Raw genomic sequence first — 14,421 nt, 5'->3', positions numbered from 1 at the left:
AATAGCTACCTATGTTATCCGTCCAGCATTTCTACGCGGATGCACGAAATACTGCTGTTAATACTGTCCAGAGCTTCGATTTGCCTTACCGCCTCATCCATTTTGCCCTGCGGCGCCCGATTGGTCAGTACAATGACCGGGACGCGTATCGCGCCTGCTGCAGGCGCTTTCTGGATCAGCGCTTCAATACTGATCCCCTGTTCACTTAAAATTCTTGCCACCTGAGACAGCACGCCGGGCTTGTCTTCAGCTTCCATACGCAGGTACCAGGGGGTGACGACATCGGACATCGGCACGATCGGCAAGTCCTGCAGCGCTTTATTGACAAAAGACAGCGCTGGCACTCGGTTTTTCTGACCTGCACTAAAGTCTCTAGCGAGGTCTACTAAATCTGCGACCACTGCTGAAGCAGTTGGAGCAGCACCAGCACCAGCGCCGTAATACAAGGTTGGTCCTACAGCACTGCCTTCGACCAATACTGCGTTTTTAACGCCATTTACATTGGCTAATAAGCGGTCTTTAGGAATTAATGTTGGGTGCACGCGCAATTCAATGCCGGCATCACTTTGAACTGCTACACCGAGGTGCTTGATGCGATAGCCCAGTTCCTCAGCGTAGTCCATATCCTGCGGCGTCAGCTTAGAAATACCCTCGGTATAGACCGACTCAAACTGCAGCGGAATACCAAATGCTAAGGAAGCCAAAATAACCAGCTTGTGCGCGGCGTCGATGCCCTCCACATCAAAAGTGGGATCGGCCTCGGCATAACCCAGCGCTTGGGCCTCGGCTAGGACCTCAGAAAACTCACGACCATGGTCGTGCATTTCACTCAAGATAAAGTTGCCTGTGCCATTGATGATACCGGCCAGCCACTCAATGCGGTTACCCGCAAGCCCCTCGCGCAAGGCCTTAATAATGGGTATGCCACCTGCGACAGCCGCCTCATAGCGCACTGTCACGCCATGTTTAGCAGCTAATGCAAAAATCTCATTTCCAAACTCAGCGATCAGGGCTTTATTGGCAGTGACCACGTGCTTGCCATTGAGAATCGCCGTTTCAATTAATTCTTTGGCCACGGTGGTGCCACCAATCAGCTCCACCAAAATATCTACGTCTGGGTCCTTGGCAACCTCAAAAATATCGCGGCTGACACGCGTGCCAGACAAATCGCACAGGGGGTTATCGCGTCGGGCACCCACTACAGACACAACTAAAGGTGCTTGAGCTCGTGCCGCAATCACATCGGCGTTGTCTCGCAGCACATTAAAAGTGCCACTGCCCACCGTACCTAAGCCACAGATTCCTATTCTGACTGCTTTCAATCTACACCTTCTCTTGTATCAAGCTAGAGTGAAAATGACTCGGCGCCTGCTCTTAAATGGCACCGTCCTGTTTGAACATACGGCGGATATTGCGAATCGCTTGGCGTGTGCGATGTTCGTTTTCAATCAGGCCAAAGCGCACATAGCCCTCACCATATTCACCAAAACCAACACCTGGTGACACGGCCACATGAGCCTCTTTCAACAGCTTTTTGCTGAACTCTATAGAACCCATTTCTCTGTAAAACGATGGCAACTGCGCCCAAACGAACATGGTAGCTTTGGGCGGCTCAACTGGCCAGCCAGAAGCGTTCAATCCGGCGCATAAAACATCGCGGCGCGACTTGTACATAGCGTTAATTTCAGCCACGCAGCTCTGGTCACCCTCTAGTGCTGCAATAGCGGCCACCTGTACCGGCGTGAACATGCCGTAATCTAAGTAGGACTTCATGCGTGCCAGAGCGCCCACCAGCTCACTGTTGCCACAGCAAAAACCAACACGCCAACCGGGCATATTGTAGCTCTTTGACATACTAAAGAACTCGACCGCGATATCGCGAGCCCCTTCCACCTGCAAGATAGAAGGCGCCTGATAGCCATCAAAGCAGAGGTCGGCGTAGGCCAGATCCTGTATAACCCAGATCGAGTGCTCCCGCGCCACCGCAATTATCTTCTCGAAGAACTCTAGTTCGACGCATTGCGCGGTGGGGTTCGAGGGAAAGTTCAACACCAACATCTTGGGCCGCGGCCAGCTATTGCGAATAGCATTTTCGAGCTCTTCAAAAAACTGCTCGCCGCTATCCGCCATAGGCACGTGGCGGATATCAGCGCCCGAGATGACAAAACCATAGGGGTGGATAGGATAGGATGGATTGGGAACCAGAATAGCGTCCCCGGGGCCGGTCGTGGCCAAAGCTAAGTGCGCCAAACCCTCCTTTGAACCCAGTGTAACAATGGCCTCTGTTTCGGGATCTAAGGTGACATCGTAGCGTCGCTGATACCAGTCGCAAATGGCTTTACGTAAGCGCGGAATACCTTTGGACTGAGAATAGCGGTGAGTATCACTGCGCCTAGCAGTTTCAATCATTTTATCGACGATATGGCTAGGCGTGGGCTGGTCTGGGTTGCCCATCCCGAAGTCGATGACGTCTTCACCCGCCGCGCGAGCTTTTTGCTTCAAATCACCAATGATATTAAAAACATAGGGAGGCAGGCGCTGAATGCGCTGGAATTGCTTATCCACGTCGTATGAGTCCGTTTGGTCGGCCCTAATTAAGGCCAGACTATCAAAAAAGGTGGGGAACAGTACTGGAGTAGAGTAGAAGCTGTCAACGCAGTGTTTGCAAATCGCTCTTCACACTATCCCACTACCCGTAAAAGCTATCTCTAGGACTTTATTCTAGCCCCAAAGACAGCATTAATTCATCCGCCGACTGGTAGCCCGGTATCATCTTTCCAGACTCCGTCACGATAGCAGGGGTGCCATTCACACCCAGCTCTTGCGCTAAGTGATACTGACTTGCCACCGGGTTGCCGGCACAGACGTTGTCAGGAACAGATTGACGATTCTTCTGTTTGGTCAAAGTAGCTTGGCGGTCATCGGCACACCAAGCACTGGCCATCTGACGATAGACCGGACTGCCAATACCGGCGCGGGGGTAGGCTAGGTAGCGTACTTCCACACCGCGTTTATTCAACTCGGGTACTTCTTTGTGCAACTTCTGACAGTAAAAACAGCTGACATCGGTAAACACCGTAATGTGAGACCTTGCTTTACCCTGTGCTGGGAACACAATCATATCGCTGCTTTTGACATCGGCAAGGCGCTCAAGGCGCTGCTCAGCACGGCGCATATCTGCTAAATTAACATAGCCTTTGGGGCCCACTGTAAACAAGTCACCGACCACAAAGAAGTCGCCCCCTTTGGTGGCATACACCAGCGGGCCATTTTTAAACTGCACTTCATACATGCCAGGCATTTCACTCTGGGACACCGTATCGATCACCATGCCAGTACCCGGCACCTCCATGGTAGCCCGCAGCTTATCCACTGCAGCCTTCTCGACTGGCTCTCCGGCACTAACAGCTCCAACAAACAAAGCCGTTGCTAGCGACAAAAGTAAAGCCATAAATCGATTCGTCATTGTATGTCCTCTGTTTCCGGAGCCGAGCCCGGATCAATCTGTGAATTACGCAGGGTTGGAGCTCCTGCACTGCTTTTAGTTCCTCAACCCCGAGGGTGGTGCTTGGCGTGTAACTCCTGCATCCGAGCTTTAGCCACGTGAGTATAAATTTGGGTCGTGGTGAGATCGCTGTGACCTAAAAGCATCTGCACCACGCGTAAATCAGCACCGTGATTTAACAAATGGGTGGCAAAGGCATGACGCAAGGTATGGGGCGACAGTGCTTTGCTAATACCAGCCCGCTGGGCGTACAGTTTAATACGATACCAGAAGGCCTGGCGAGTCATAGTAGTGCCCCGCTTACTGGGGAACAAGGTTTCACTCGGCACACCTTTTAGCAAGTCTACCCGGGCACCGCGCATATAGCTTTGCAACCATGCTTGGGCCTCCTCTCCCATCGGCACCAAGCGCTCTTTGCTGCCCTTACCAAACACCCTCACCACCCCCTGGTTGATGCTGACCTGAACCAGTTGCAAGCTAGTCAACTCGCTGACCCGCAAACCACAGGCATAGAGCAATTCGAGCATAGTGCGGTCACGGTACTCCAGTGGGCTTTCCAGGTCAGGCGCCTCCAGCAGTCGCTCGACATCAGCCTCTGACAGTGACTTAGGTAGAGGCCGCCCAATTTTGGGGCTATCAATATCAAGGGTAGGATCAAGCTGCAGGCGACCCTCACGCAATAAAAAGCGATAAAAGCCACGCACGCATGACAGGAAACGTGCGCTAGACCGGGGTGACTGCCCCTGCTGCAAGCGAGCACCTAGGTAACGCTCTAAATCGGCGCGCTCCGCTGCCAATATGCTGACGCCACGCTCATTGATAAGCCACTGATTAAACTGCCGCAGATCGCGAGTATATGAGCTCAAAGTGTTGTCACTGAGGCCCTTCTCGATCCACATAGCGTCGATATAGCGTTCGATTTCGGGATGATCTGGAAGGGCAGGTTTTGGCACCGGAAGATTTTAGCACGCCCAGCACCAAGGTAGAACTCCAGCAGAGCCACTGACAGCGTGGCGCGGCTCAGAGATAAAAAGCTTATCAACGAAAAAAGCGGCTAAAAAGCCGCTTTTAGTATTCAGACAGACTGGCTTATTTGCCCAGCTTTTCCTTGATACGAGCTGCACGACCACTGCGATCACGCAAGTAGTAGAGCTTAGCCTGACGCACATCACCGCGACGCTTCACAGTGATGCTGTCGACCTGCTGGCTGTAAGACTGGAAAGTACGCTCAACACCCACACCGTGTGAGATTTTGCGCACAGTGAAAGCTGAATTCAGGCCGCGGTTACGCTTAGCGATAACCACTCCTTCGTATGCCTGCAGACGCTCGCGGGTACCTTCCTTCACTTTAACCTGAACTACCACGGTATCACCGGGGCCAAATTCAGGCAGTTCTTTTTGCATCTGTTCAGCTTCAAGCTGAGCAATAATTTTGTTGGTGCTCATGGTGCGCTCCTGTCGTTTCAGTTTCGTAGCTTCACAGCTAGCGATAATCAAAGTTTGTACTAGTGGCCGCCTGTTTCAGTGGCTGCTTTCTCACTGAGGTAGTCGGCCAGTAATTCTTGTTCCTCGGGCGTCATCACCCGGCCTTGCAACAAATCTGGGCGCCGCTCATAGGTCCTGCCCAGTGCCTGCTTCAAGCGCCAGCGGCGAATCTTTTCGTGATCACCACTGAGCAATACATCCGGCACCACACGTCCAGCAAAGGCCTCTGGCCGAGTGTAGTGTGGGCAATCTAAAAGGCCGTTGACATAGGAATCTTCCTCTGCCGAGGCCCCGTGACCCAACACTCCGGGCAATTGGCGAGTCACCGCATCGATGACCACCATAGCGGCTAACTCACCGCCACTGAGCACATAGTCACCGATGGAGAGCTCCTCATCCACCTCGGTCTCTATCAGGCGCTCATCCACACCCTCATAGCGACCGGCGACCAAAATCAGAGCTTCCTCCTGCGCCATCTCCACCGCCTTGCGGTGATCAAAACGCTGCCCCTGGGGCGATAGGTATACCACCCGAGCCTGAGCTCTGACTTGCTCTTTCGCTGCAGCGATAGCCTGCCGCAGCGGATCAATCTTCATCAACATGCCCGGGCCGCCGCCGTAGGGCCGGTCATCCACCGTGCGATGCTTATCAACAGTGAAGTCTCGCGGGTTACTGTGCGATACTCTCACCAGCCCCAGCTTAACCGCTCGCCCCGTCACGCCATAGGCAGTGACTGCGTCAAACATTTCTGGAAACAGGCTCACTACTGCAATCTGCATGATGCCCGCCTCTGCGTGCCCGCTAACCAGTTCAAAGACTAGTCGTCAATGAACCAGTCTACCTCTATTCTGGCGGCTTCTATATCTACATGAGTCACTACGTCACCAGGTAGATATGGGATCAACCGCTCCCGCTCATCAATACTGTGCTCACTGGCCTTAACCACTAGCACGTCATTGGCGCCGGTTTCGATCAGGTAGTCGACCGTACCGAGCAGCACCCGCTCTACAGCCTCACCCTCAACCCGGCACCACACTTCCAAGCCTTCCAGCTGGCGCCAGTAGAAGTCACCTTCTTCCAGCTCTGGCAGGCTATCCGCCGGCACTGCCACCTCAAGCTTTTCGTAAGCCTCAGCCGCTGTACGGTCATCCACACCTTTTATGTGAACCACCAAGCCTTTGCCATGGCGCTTGCCGGCATCTATCTCAATCGGCTCGAGCTTGCCTCGACGCTGCACTAACCAACCACCATAGTCGAGGAAGTTTTCCTCGGGATCGGTGTAAGAATGAACCTTGAGCCAGCCTTTAAGGCCATAACAAGCGGTAAACTTACCAATTGTCAGGAGCTCTTTAGCGGCTTGTTCACCCATCAGGCCGTACCAGCTTAAACGGCAGCAGCAGCCTTCAACAGCTTAGCAACGCGCTCAGACAGCTGCGCGCCTTGACCTTGCCAGTACTCAATACGGTCAGTGTCGATACGCAGACGCTCTTCTTGACCACGAGCAACAGGGTTAAAGAAGCCCACTCGCTCAATGAAGCGACCGTCGCGTGGTTTGCGGCTATCAGTCACTGTCAGGTGGTAGAAAGGGCGTTTCTTGGCGCCGCTACGTGACAAACGAATTGTTACCATATTCCGTAAATTCCTAAAAAAATAGTGGGAAACCGCTGCAAAATAGCAAGCAATCCACGACAAATACCGACACAGGGGCCGGAAAGGTGGCGTATCATACGGAAAAAGCCGCCTTATGGAAAGCCCAAAGACCGCTTTTTCCTCACTCTTACCGGGCGCTCACAGCGCCCAACACTAAATCTTCTAGCGGAAGGGGAAACCTCCACCACCGCCACCGCCTGGTGGCATCATACCGCCAAGGCCGCGCATCATTTTTTCCATGCCGCCGCCTTTCATTTTTTTCATCATCTTCTGCATCTGCTTGTGCTGCTTCAACAGTCGATTCAAATCCTGTACTTGGGTCCCCGAACCGGCAGTAATACGGCGCTTGCGGCCACCGGTGATCAACTCGGGCTTGCGTCGCTCTAGGGGCGTCATGGAGTTAATCATTGCCTCCATGCGGGCAAACATCTTCACATCCAGATTCTGCTGAGCCACCTGGGCCATATTGCCCATGCCTGGCAGCTTATCCAACAGACTGGTAATGCCGCCCATATTGTTCATTTGCTGCAACTGATCGCGAAAATCTTCCAAATCGAAGCGCTGGCCTTTTTTGACCTTGCGCGCCAGCTTTTCAGCTTTCTTGCGATCGACCTTCTGCTCGGCCTCTTCGATCAGCGACATGACGTCGCCCATACCGAGAATACGCGAGGCCAATCGATCCGGGTGGAAAGGGTCTAATGCAGTCGTCTTTTCACCCACACCTAGGAACTTGATTGGCTTTCCGGTTACGGTGCGAACAGAGAGCGCAGCACCACCGCGGGAGTCGGCATCCACTTTGGTTAGAATCACGCCGGTCAGTGGCAGCGCCTCGCCAAAGGCTTTAGCTGTAGTCGCGGCATCCTGACCGGTCATCGCATCAACCACAAACAGCGTTTCCACCGGATTGATCGCACGGTGCAACTCGGCAATCTCTTTCATCATCGCATCATCGATGGCGAGACGACCGGCAGTGTCAACAATGACCACATCGGAGAACTTGATGCGCGCGTGGTCGATAGCCGCTCGAGCAATGTCTACTGGCTTTTGTGCGATATCACTGGGGAAGAAATCAACCCCTACTTCAGCCGCCAATGTTTCCAGCTGCTTGATCGCGGCAGGACGATAGACGTCGGCACTCACCACGGTCACTGACTTTTTATCGCGCTCTTTAAGCAGCTTGGCGAGCTTAGCCACCGAGGTGGTCTTACCTGCACCCTGTAGGCCAGCCATCAGAATCACCGCTGGCGGCTGCACTGACAGGTTGAGACCTTCGTTGGCGCTGCCCATTACCGATTCGAGCTCGGTCTGGACGATTTTCAGGAAGGCTTGGCCTGGGCTGAGGCTCTTCATAACCTCCTGACCCAGCGCGCGCACTTTTACTGCGTCGACAAAGTCTTTGACTACCGGCAGGGCAACATCGGCCTCCAGCAGCGCCATACGCACTTCGCGCAGGGTATCTTGAATATTGTCTTCAGTTAGCCGCGCTTTGCCGGTGACGCTGCGCAGGCTATGAGACAGACGATCTGACAGACTCTCAAACATGAGGAATAACTCTTACTTACAGGCCATTGCGCTTTAAGACTGCCCCTCTGCTATTGATTCCAGAGAGACAAGTCGGTACAAAGGAACGCAGTATACGTCACCCGAGCTCATCTCCCAAACCCATGCCTATTCCTTTTATCGCCACCCTGGCCGCACTCCTCTATCTCGTGGCAACCGGGCTGCAATTACTGAATATGCTGCAGCGCCGCAAACACATCAGTCGCCCTTTAATTGCGCTCTGTGTGGCAGCGCTTGCTTGTCATGCCATCGTCGCCTGGGACAGCATAGCCTCAGGGACTGGCTTACACCTTGGCTTCTATAAAATATCGGCGCTTATCTTCTTGGCTACTAATATCCTCTGTTTGGCCAGCATCCTGTTACGCCGGCCGCTACAGAACCTACTGCTCATTATTTTTCCGCTGTCCGCGCTGGCGGTGCTGGTGTCAACTTTTGGGCCACAGACCCATATTCAAGGTGGGTCACAGAGCCCGGGCTTGCTAGCTCACATCGGCAGCTCAGTGCTGGCCTATGCCGTCCTTTGTCTCGCCGCGATTCAGGCCGCTCTGGTGGCCATTCAAGACTACCAGTTACGTCACCGCCATCCAGGCGGCATTGTGCGCCTACTGCCCCCATTACAGCTCATGGAAACTATGCTCTTTGAGCTGCTGTGGGCCGGAGTCATCCTCCTCACTCTCGCTATTGCTAGCGGCTTCATCTTTGTAGATGACCTGTTCGCCCAGCACCTGGTCCACAAAACAGCGCTCACCATCGTCGCTTGGATTACTTTTACTACCTTGCTGTGGGGACACTACCAGCTCGGCTGGCGCAGTCAGACCGCTGTGCGCTTTACACTGGCAGGCTTTCTAGCCTTAATGCTGGCCTTTTTCGGTTCCAAACTAGTACTGGAGCTAATCCTAAACTAGGGGAAAATCACTGAAATGCGGGCTTGCCCCGCCTGCAATTTTTCTTCAAGATAACGACTTCTCGCACTTCAAAGGTTCTATCCTGATTTGAACGAAGCACCGCTGGGTCTTTTAAGCTCAGTTCTCGTAGCCCTTATATTGCTTTCCGGTTTCTTCTCAAGTTCTGAGACCGGCATGATGTCCCTTAACCGCTACCGGCTGAAACACCTCAGGAAAAACAAACATCGCGGCGCCCGCAGAGCCAGCAAGCTCCTGCAACGCCCCGACCGTTTGATTGGCCTGATCCTGATCGGCAATAACTTAGTCAATATTCTGGCTTCAGCCATTGCCACGGTAATCGCTATTCGGCTGTGGGGCGATGCAGGTATTGCAATCGCCACTGCTGGCCTGACCATGGTCATTCTAATTTTTGCTGAGATCACTCCCAAGACCATTGCTGCCCTGCACCCGGAAAAAGTCGCCTTCCCGGCCAGTATCATCCTGCTGCCCCTAATGCGCGTGATGTATCCGCTGGTATGGCTGGTAAACACCATAACCAATGGCCTGCTGCGCCTGATGGGGGTTGACCCCACTAGCGGCGGCGATGAGCACGTTTCAAGCGAAGAGCTGCGCACCATCGTTACCGAAGCCGGCGCCCTTATTCCCACGCGACACCGGGGCATGCTGCTAAACATTTTGGACTTAGAAGAAGTCACCGTCGATGACATCATGGTGCCGCGCAACGATGTCTACGGGATTGACTTGGACGACTCAGACGAAGAAATTCTGCGCACCATCCAAAACAGCTCTCATACTCGCCTGCCAGTATGGCGCGATGACATCAACGAAATCGTTGGCGTACTGCATATGCGCAATATCAGCCGTATCATCGACAAGCAAGGCTTAGACCGTGCGGCCCTAGAGCGGGAAATGGAAAGCCCTTACTTTGTTCCCGAGAGCACTCCTCTGCACACGCAACTGCTGAACTTCCAGAAGAATAAATTGCGTTTGGGCGTAGTGGTCGATGAATATGGCGAGATTATGGGCCTGGTGGCGCTAGAAGATATTCTCGAAGAGATTGTTGGTGAGTTCACCTCCAACCTCGTGGATACCGCTGACACCATTTTCCCACAGCGCGACGGCAGTTACATCATTACCGGCAACGCCAATATTCGTGAGATCAACAAAACACTGGACTGGGAACTGCCCACTGACGGCCCTAAAACGATGAGCGGTTTGATTCTCGAGTATCTCGAGTCCTTCCCCGATGCCAATGCCGGACTATCGCTGGATGGCTATCACTTGGAGATTCTGGAATTACAGGGCAATGTCGTACAGACCGTCAGGGCTTCTGTTCACTAAAAGCCAAGCCCTAGCGCTATAGCGCTAACTGAGGCGCACAGGCTTGTCTTTTAGCATTCTCTGGCGCGCACGCTCAATAATGGCCCGCTTGTCCTCGGCGCTGGCCATAAACCAATCAGTAATCTCCTCTGCACTGCGATAACAGCCCAGACAGACATCTTCTGCATTCAGCACGCAGACCGAGATGCAGGGTGACTTGGGCTCTGACTCACTCACTGCTGCGGACTTAGATTGGCGCTGAAATTCTCAGCATTTTTTACGTAGTATTCGGCATTGAGCTGCAACATTTTTTGCTCGTCTTCGCTCAAGGTCTTACGCACTTTAGCCGGCGCACCGAGCACCAAACTGCCATCGGGGATCTCCATACCCTCAGTCACTAAAGCATTGGCGCCTATCAAACAATTCTTGCCTATCTTGGCACCATTGAGCACCACTGCAGCGATCCCCACTAATGAGCCATCGCCAATAGTACAGCCGTGCAGCATAGCATTATGCCCAACGGTGACATTGCGCCCCACCACAGTGGGAAAGCCTGGATCTGCGTGAATCACTGTGCCATCTTGGATATTACTACCGGCACCTATTTCGATACGCTCCACATCACCGCGTAGAACGCAGCTAAACCAAATACTGACTCGCTCATGCAAGCTCACATCGCCAATCACTGCGGCGTTAGGAGCAATAAAATGCCCCTCACCCTGCAGCTGTACCTGTTTGTCACCTAAGCTGTACTTCATCGTCAATCCTCATATCTTTAGCACTCACCCTCACTTCTACCCAACAGAAGCCGAAGCTAAGCGCGCTTGAGATCCAAGCCGGCATCGTAAACAACGTTCACTATCTGGGCCAATACTGTGGCAGTAACCCCCCAGACCAGAACATCAGCAATCTCGTAATGCGGCACATATACCTCGCTACCCTGATAGCCCATCAGCTCTAAGCGAAAGCTATCGCGCTCGGCAAACTGTAACAGAGGTAGCGTAAATACGCTGTCGAACTCCGCCGGGTCCGCCATCAGTGGCTGCTCTGGGGGTATCAAGCCCACACAGGGGTGCACTTGATAGCTACTGCGGGTTTGCAGGGGTGGCAACTGGGCAAGAGCGTTGACCTGACTGGGTGGCAGTGCCACTTCCTCATGCGATTCACGCAGGGCAGTATCCCAAATACTTCGATCTTGGGGTTCACGCTTGCCGCCGGGAAAAGCCACTTCCCCCGGATGCAAGGGCAGGTGCAGCGCACGACGCCCTAGCACCACCTGAGGCTGACTCTCATCGGTCAGAGCAACCAGCACCCCAGCTTGGCGGCCCTGACCTTGCCAGGCAGCAACCCGCGGCGGAAAACGCTGCGCCAAAGCAGCGAGCAGCTCACTTGCCCTCAAGGAGCCTCCGGCAAACTAGTGATCACCTGTAAAATATCAAATGCTGGCTCTTCATAGGGATGCGCAGACTTCAATGCCGCAACAACCGCCGCAATACTGCTTGCATCACAGACCAGCTCGACTCGGTATTCACTGACTCGCTCCACCTGTCCAGCTTCACCGATAAAAGGCTTGGCAGCGGCTAGCGGGCGAAACTGACCCTCGCCGAGCACCTGCCAACAGCAGCGATCATAATCGCCTATACGCCCACCACCGGCAGCAAACACCGCCTCTTTAACCGCCTCAAGATGACTCTCGGGCACATAAAAACATAACTTATACAGTCTTATACCCCCCTTGCCTGCTGCGCATAAAATTGCTCGGCAAATTGATCCAGCTGACCCAGCTCGATGGCACTGCGTATGCTCGCCATATGCTGCTGGTAAAAGTGCAGGTTATGGATGGTATTGAGCTGTGACCCGAGAATTTCATTGCACTTATCCAAGTGGTGTAGATAAGCGCGACTGAAGTGACTGCAGGTATAGCAAGTACAATCCTCATCCAGTGGTAAAGTACTAGTCTTATGCCGCGCATTGCGCAGCTTCAACTGACCGCGCGAAGTAAAGATATTGCCATTGCGTGCATTGCGGGTTGGCATCACACAATCAAACATATCAACACCCCGACGCACTCCCTCAAGCAGGTCAGCAGGTGTTCCCACCCCCATCAAGTAGCGGGGCTTATCCTGCGGCATAATGGGCTGCATGGTTTCGAGCACCGCCAGCATATCTTCTTTGGGTTCTCCCACCGAAAGACCGCCAATGGCATAGCCGTCAAAGCCTATATCCCTAAGCCCAGCCAGAGACTCTGCGCGCAAGTTCGGGTACATCCCGCCCTGCACAATACCAAACAAAGCAGAGGGGCTGTCGCCGTGGGCGGCCTTACTGCGAGCGGCCCAACGCAAAGACAACTCCATGGAGTCACGCGCTTCTTTTTCAGTAGCGGGATAGGGCGTACATTCGTCAAAAATCATCACGATGTCAGAACCTAGGCTGCGCTGAATAGCCATGGATTTTTCTGGATCCAGAAAAACCGGCGAACCATCAACCGGGGACTTAAACTTCACCCCCTGCTCTGAAATTTTGCGCATTTCGCCCAGACTAAAAACCTGAAAACCACCTGAATCGGTCAGTATGGGACCATCCCAGCCCATAAAGTCATGCAGATCACCATGCTGCTCAATAATCTCTGTGCCTGGACGCAGCCACAGGTGAAAGGTATTGCCGAGCACAATCTCAGCACCAATTTCGCGGATATCACGCGGCAACATGCCTTTCACTGTGCCGTAGGTACCCACCGGCATAAAGGCCGGTGTTTCCACCGTACCGCGGGCAAAATGTAAGCGCCCACGGCGCGCACTGCCATCTGTGGCGAACTGTTCAAAGCGCATCCCGCATTCGCGACTCATGAGCGCATTTCCTCTTTAACTGCGGCATGCTTTGCTGCAGTGATAAACATGGCATCGCCGTAACTAAAAAAGCGATAAGACTGCTCTATTGCCTCTGAATAAGCCGCCATAATAGCCTCGCGGCCGGCAAAGGCACTGACTAGCATCAACAAAGTGGACTCAGGCAAATGGAAGTTAGTCACTAAGGCATCTACCGCTTTAAAGTCATAGCCTGGGTAAATAAAGATATCAGTGTCGCCACAATAGGGCTGAGGCAGGCCGGTCTCGGCACTAGCGGTCTCTAAGGCCCGCACCGCCGTAGTGCCCACCGCAATCACCCGGCCCCCCCGCTCACGGGTCTGGGCCACCGCCTCGCAGACCTCAGCATCAACTTCCAGATATTCAGCGTGCATGTGGTGATCCTCAATCTGTTCAGCGCGCACTGGCTGAAAAGTCCCTGCCGCCACATGCAAAGTCACAAAACTGCGGCGAATACCCTGCTGCTCCAAGGCCTGCAAAAGTGTATCGCTAAAATGTAATCCGGCCGTTGGCGCCGCCACCGCTCCTTCACGCTCGGCATATACGGTCTGATAGCGGTCTTGATCAAAGGCCTCATCGCTGCGCTCGATATAGGGCGGCAAAGGCATGTGTCCAATCACTTGTAGCACTTCACTCAGGGGCTGCCCCTCAGGCGTACGCAGTGCAAACAATGCGCCCACTCGGTCGATCACTTCCAGCGAGAAAGGACCGGGCTCAGCGCCCTGCTCGGCAGATAATAAGATTCGACTGCCAGGCTTGGGAGACTTACTACTGCGAATGTGTGCCAGGGCTGTGTCGATCCCAGTCAACCTTTCAATCAAAATCTCTAAACGGCCACCAGTTTCTTTCTGCCCCCACAATCGAGCTGGAATCACCCGGGTATTATTAAATACCAACAAGTCATTAGGGCGGAGGTAATTCAGAAGCGAATGAAAATAACTGTGCTCGATCGCCCCACTTGAACCGTCAAGGCACAGCAAACGGCTATCACTGCGCTGGGCCAGTGGGTGCTGGGCAATCAGTGAGGGGGGAAGGTCATAAAAAAAGTCGCTGCGTTTCATACTCTAGTGCCACTGCCCTGGCAGGCATTGCCTGTCAATAAAAAAGCCGGCGCAGGGGCCGGCTCCATCGT

Annotated in this window: 17 protein-coding genes; 2 read left to right on the top strand and 15 right to left on the bottom strand. The window is 53.6% G+C overall.

The genetic code is table 11. From position 1 onward, the window contains the following. Positions 1-14: 14 nt before the first annotated feature. From H2508_RS11600 to ffh, 9 genes are all read right to left on the bottom strand, one after another. Positions 15-1,322 carry a homoserine dehydrogenase gene (locus tag H2508_RS11600; protein ID WP_182173707.1) on the bottom strand — a complete coding sequence of 436 codons (1,308 nt, stop codon included), beginning with the start codon at positions 1,320-1,322 and terminating at the stop codon, positions 15-17. A 52-nt stretch (positions 1,323-1,374) separates the two neighbouring features. Continuing rightward, positions 1,375-2,565 (bottom strand): alanine transaminase, encoded by a 1,191-nt coding sequence (gene alaC, locus H2508_RS11595; protein WP_182173704.1) that lies wholly within the window; start codon positions 2,563-2,565, stop codon positions 1,375-1,377. Positions 2,566-2,716: 151 nt separating this feature from the next. Further along, entirely contained in the window at positions 2,717-3,466 is a 750-nt protein-coding gene (locus H2508_RS11590) for a DsbC family protein (protein ID WP_182173701.1), read from the bottom strand. Between the two features lie 83 nt (positions 3,467-3,549). Continuing rightward, positions 3,550-4,458 carry a site-specific tyrosine recombinase XerD gene (xerD, locus tag H2508_RS11585; RefSeq protein ID WP_328799364.1) on the bottom strand — a complete coding sequence of 303 codons (909 nt, stop codon included), beginning with the start codon at positions 4,456-4,458 and terminating at the stop codon, positions 3,550-3,552. Between the two features lie 136 nt (positions 4,459-4,594). Then, positions 4,595-4,951 (bottom strand): 50S ribosomal protein L19, encoded by a 357-nt coding sequence (gene rplS, locus H2508_RS11580; protein ID WP_182173698.1) that lies wholly within the window; start codon positions 4,949-4,951, stop codon positions 4,595-4,597. A gap of 59 nt (positions 4,952-5,010) precedes the next feature. After that, a complete protein-coding gene (gene trmD, locus H2508_RS11575; protein ID WP_182173695.1) occupies positions 5,011-5,769 on the bottom strand; it encodes a tRNA (guanosine(37)-N1)-methyltransferase TrmD in 759 nt (252 codons plus the stop codon). A gap of 38 nt (positions 5,770-5,807) precedes the next feature. After that, positions 5,808-6,359, bottom strand: coding sequence for a ribosome maturation factor RimM (gene rimM, locus H2508_RS11570; RefSeq protein WP_182173692.1), 552 nt, complete (start codon positions 6,357-6,359; stop codon positions 5,808-5,810). Between the two features lie 14 nt (positions 6,360-6,373). Continuing rightward, positions 6,374-6,619: a 30S ribosomal protein S16 gene (rpsP, locus tag H2508_RS11565; RefSeq protein WP_182173689.1), complete on the bottom strand. Its 246-nt coding sequence runs from the start codon at positions 6,617-6,619 to the stop codon at positions 6,374-6,376. A 183-nt stretch (positions 6,620-6,802) separates the two neighbouring features. Beyond that, complete coding sequence (gene ffh / locus H2508_RS11560) at positions 6,803-8,182, bottom strand: signal recognition particle protein (RefSeq protein WP_182173686.1); 1,380 nt, start codon at positions 8,180-8,182, stop codon at positions 6,803-6,805. A 122-nt stretch (positions 8,183-8,304) separates the two neighbouring features. Here ffh and H2508_RS11555 point away from each other — a divergent pair, with 122 nt between their 5' ends. Both H2508_RS11555 and H2508_RS11550 read left to right on the top strand, forming a co-directional pair. Continuing rightward, entirely contained in the window at positions 8,305-9,105 is an 801-nt protein-coding gene (locus H2508_RS11555) for a cytochrome C assembly family protein (RefSeq protein WP_182173683.1), read from the top strand. 87 nt (positions 9,106-9,192) lie between these two features. Next, complete coding sequence (locus H2508_RS11550) at positions 9,193-10,446, top strand: HlyC/CorC family transporter (protein ID WP_182173680.1); 1,254 nt, start codon at positions 9,193-9,195, stop codon at positions 10,444-10,446. Positions 10,447-10,470: 24 nt separating this feature from the next. Here the strand turns inward: H2508_RS11550 and H2508_RS11545 are convergent, their stop codons facing one another. Genes H2508_RS11545 through queA form a run of 6 tightly spaced genes read right to left on the bottom strand, consistent with a single transcriptional unit; the run spans position 10,471 to position 14,350 of the window. Continuing rightward, a complete protein-coding gene (locus H2508_RS11545; protein ID WP_182173677.1) occupies positions 10,471-10,662 on the bottom strand; it encodes a DUF1289 domain-containing protein in 192 nt (63 codons plus the stop codon). Further along, complete coding sequence (locus tag H2508_RS11540) at positions 10,659-11,183, bottom strand: gamma carbonic anhydrase family protein (protein ID WP_182173674.1); 525 nt, start codon at positions 11,181-11,183, stop codon at positions 10,659-10,661. Before H2508_RS11540 ends, H2508_RS11545 begins: the two co-directional genes overlap by 4 nt. Before the next feature lie 56 nt (positions 11,184-11,239). After that, positions 11,240-11,824: a CoA pyrophosphatase gene (locus H2508_RS11535; protein WP_182173671.1), complete on the bottom strand. Its 585-nt coding sequence runs from the start codon at positions 11,822-11,824 to the stop codon at positions 11,240-11,242. Then, positions 11,821-12,147 (bottom strand): NGG1p interacting factor NIF3, encoded by a 327-nt coding sequence (locus tag H2508_RS11530; protein WP_182173760.1) that lies wholly within the window; start codon positions 12,145-12,147, stop codon positions 11,821-11,823. Before H2508_RS11530 ends, H2508_RS11535 begins: the two co-directional genes overlap by 4 nt. 2 nt (positions 12,148-12,149) lie before the next feature. Further along, positions 12,150-13,253 (bottom strand): tRNA guanosine(34) transglycosylase Tgt, encoded by a 1,104-nt coding sequence (gene tgt, locus H2508_RS11525; RefSeq protein ID WP_456238870.1) that lies wholly within the window; start codon positions 13,251-13,253, stop codon positions 12,150-12,152. Between the two features lie 14 nt (positions 13,254-13,267). Further along, positions 13,268-14,350, bottom strand: coding sequence for a tRNA preQ1(34) S-adenosylmethionine ribosyltransferase-isomerase QueA (gene queA / locus H2508_RS11520; protein ID WP_182173665.1), 1,083 nt, complete (start codon positions 14,348-14,350; stop codon positions 13,268-13,270). Positions 14,351-14,421 lie beyond the last annotated feature (71 nt).

It is taken from the genome of Sediminihaliea albiluteola (assembly GCF_014077625.1).
GTDB classification, from domain to species: Bacteria; Pseudomonadota; Gammaproteobacteria; order Pseudomonadales; family Halieaceae; genus Sediminihaliea; species Sediminihaliea albiluteola.
Note: the sequence above shows the minus strand (reverse complement) of the source record. Positions and strands in the feature narration are given on the sequence as shown.

Excerpts from the sequence above, each read along its gene's own strand:
- H2508_RS11590 (WP_182173701.1), bottom strand. The coding sequence starts at position 3,466 with ATGACGAATCGATTTATGGCTTTACTTTTGTCGCTAGCAACGGCTTTG.
- rplS (WP_182173698.1), bottom strand. The coding sequence starts at position 4,951 with ATGAGCACCAACAAAATTATTGCTCAGCTTGAAGCTGAACAGATGCAA.
- trmD (WP_182173695.1), bottom strand. The coding sequence starts at position 5,769 with ATGCAGATTGCAGTAGTGAGCCTGTTTCCAGAAATGTTTGACGCAGTC.
- rimM (WP_182173692.1), bottom strand. The coding sequence starts at position 6,359 with ATGGGTGAACAAGCCGCTAAAGAGCTCCTGACAATTGGTAAGTTTACC.
- rpsP (WP_182173689.1), bottom strand. The coding sequence starts at position 6,619 with ATGGTAACAATTCGTTTGTCACGTAGCGGCGCCAAGAAACGCCCTTTC.
- ffh (WP_182173686.1), bottom strand. The coding sequence starts at position 8,182 with ATGTTTGAGAGTCTGTCAGATCGTCTGTCTCATAGCCTGCGCAGCGTC.
- H2508_RS11555 (WP_182173683.1), top strand. The coding sequence starts at position 8,305 with ATGCCTATTCCTTTTATCGCCACCCTGGCCGCACTCCTCTATCTCGTG.
- H2508_RS11540 (WP_182173674.1), bottom strand. The coding sequence starts at position 11,183 with ATGAAGTACAGCTTAGGTGACAAACAGGTACAGCTGCAGGGTGAGGGG.
- tgt (WP_456238870.1), bottom strand. The coding sequence starts at position 13,253 with ATGCGCTTTGAACAGTTCGCCACAGATGGCAGTGCGCGCCGTGGGCGC.
- queA (WP_182173665.1), bottom strand. The coding sequence starts at position 14,350 with ATGAAACGCAGCGACTTTTTTTATGACCTTCCCCCCTCACTGATTGCC.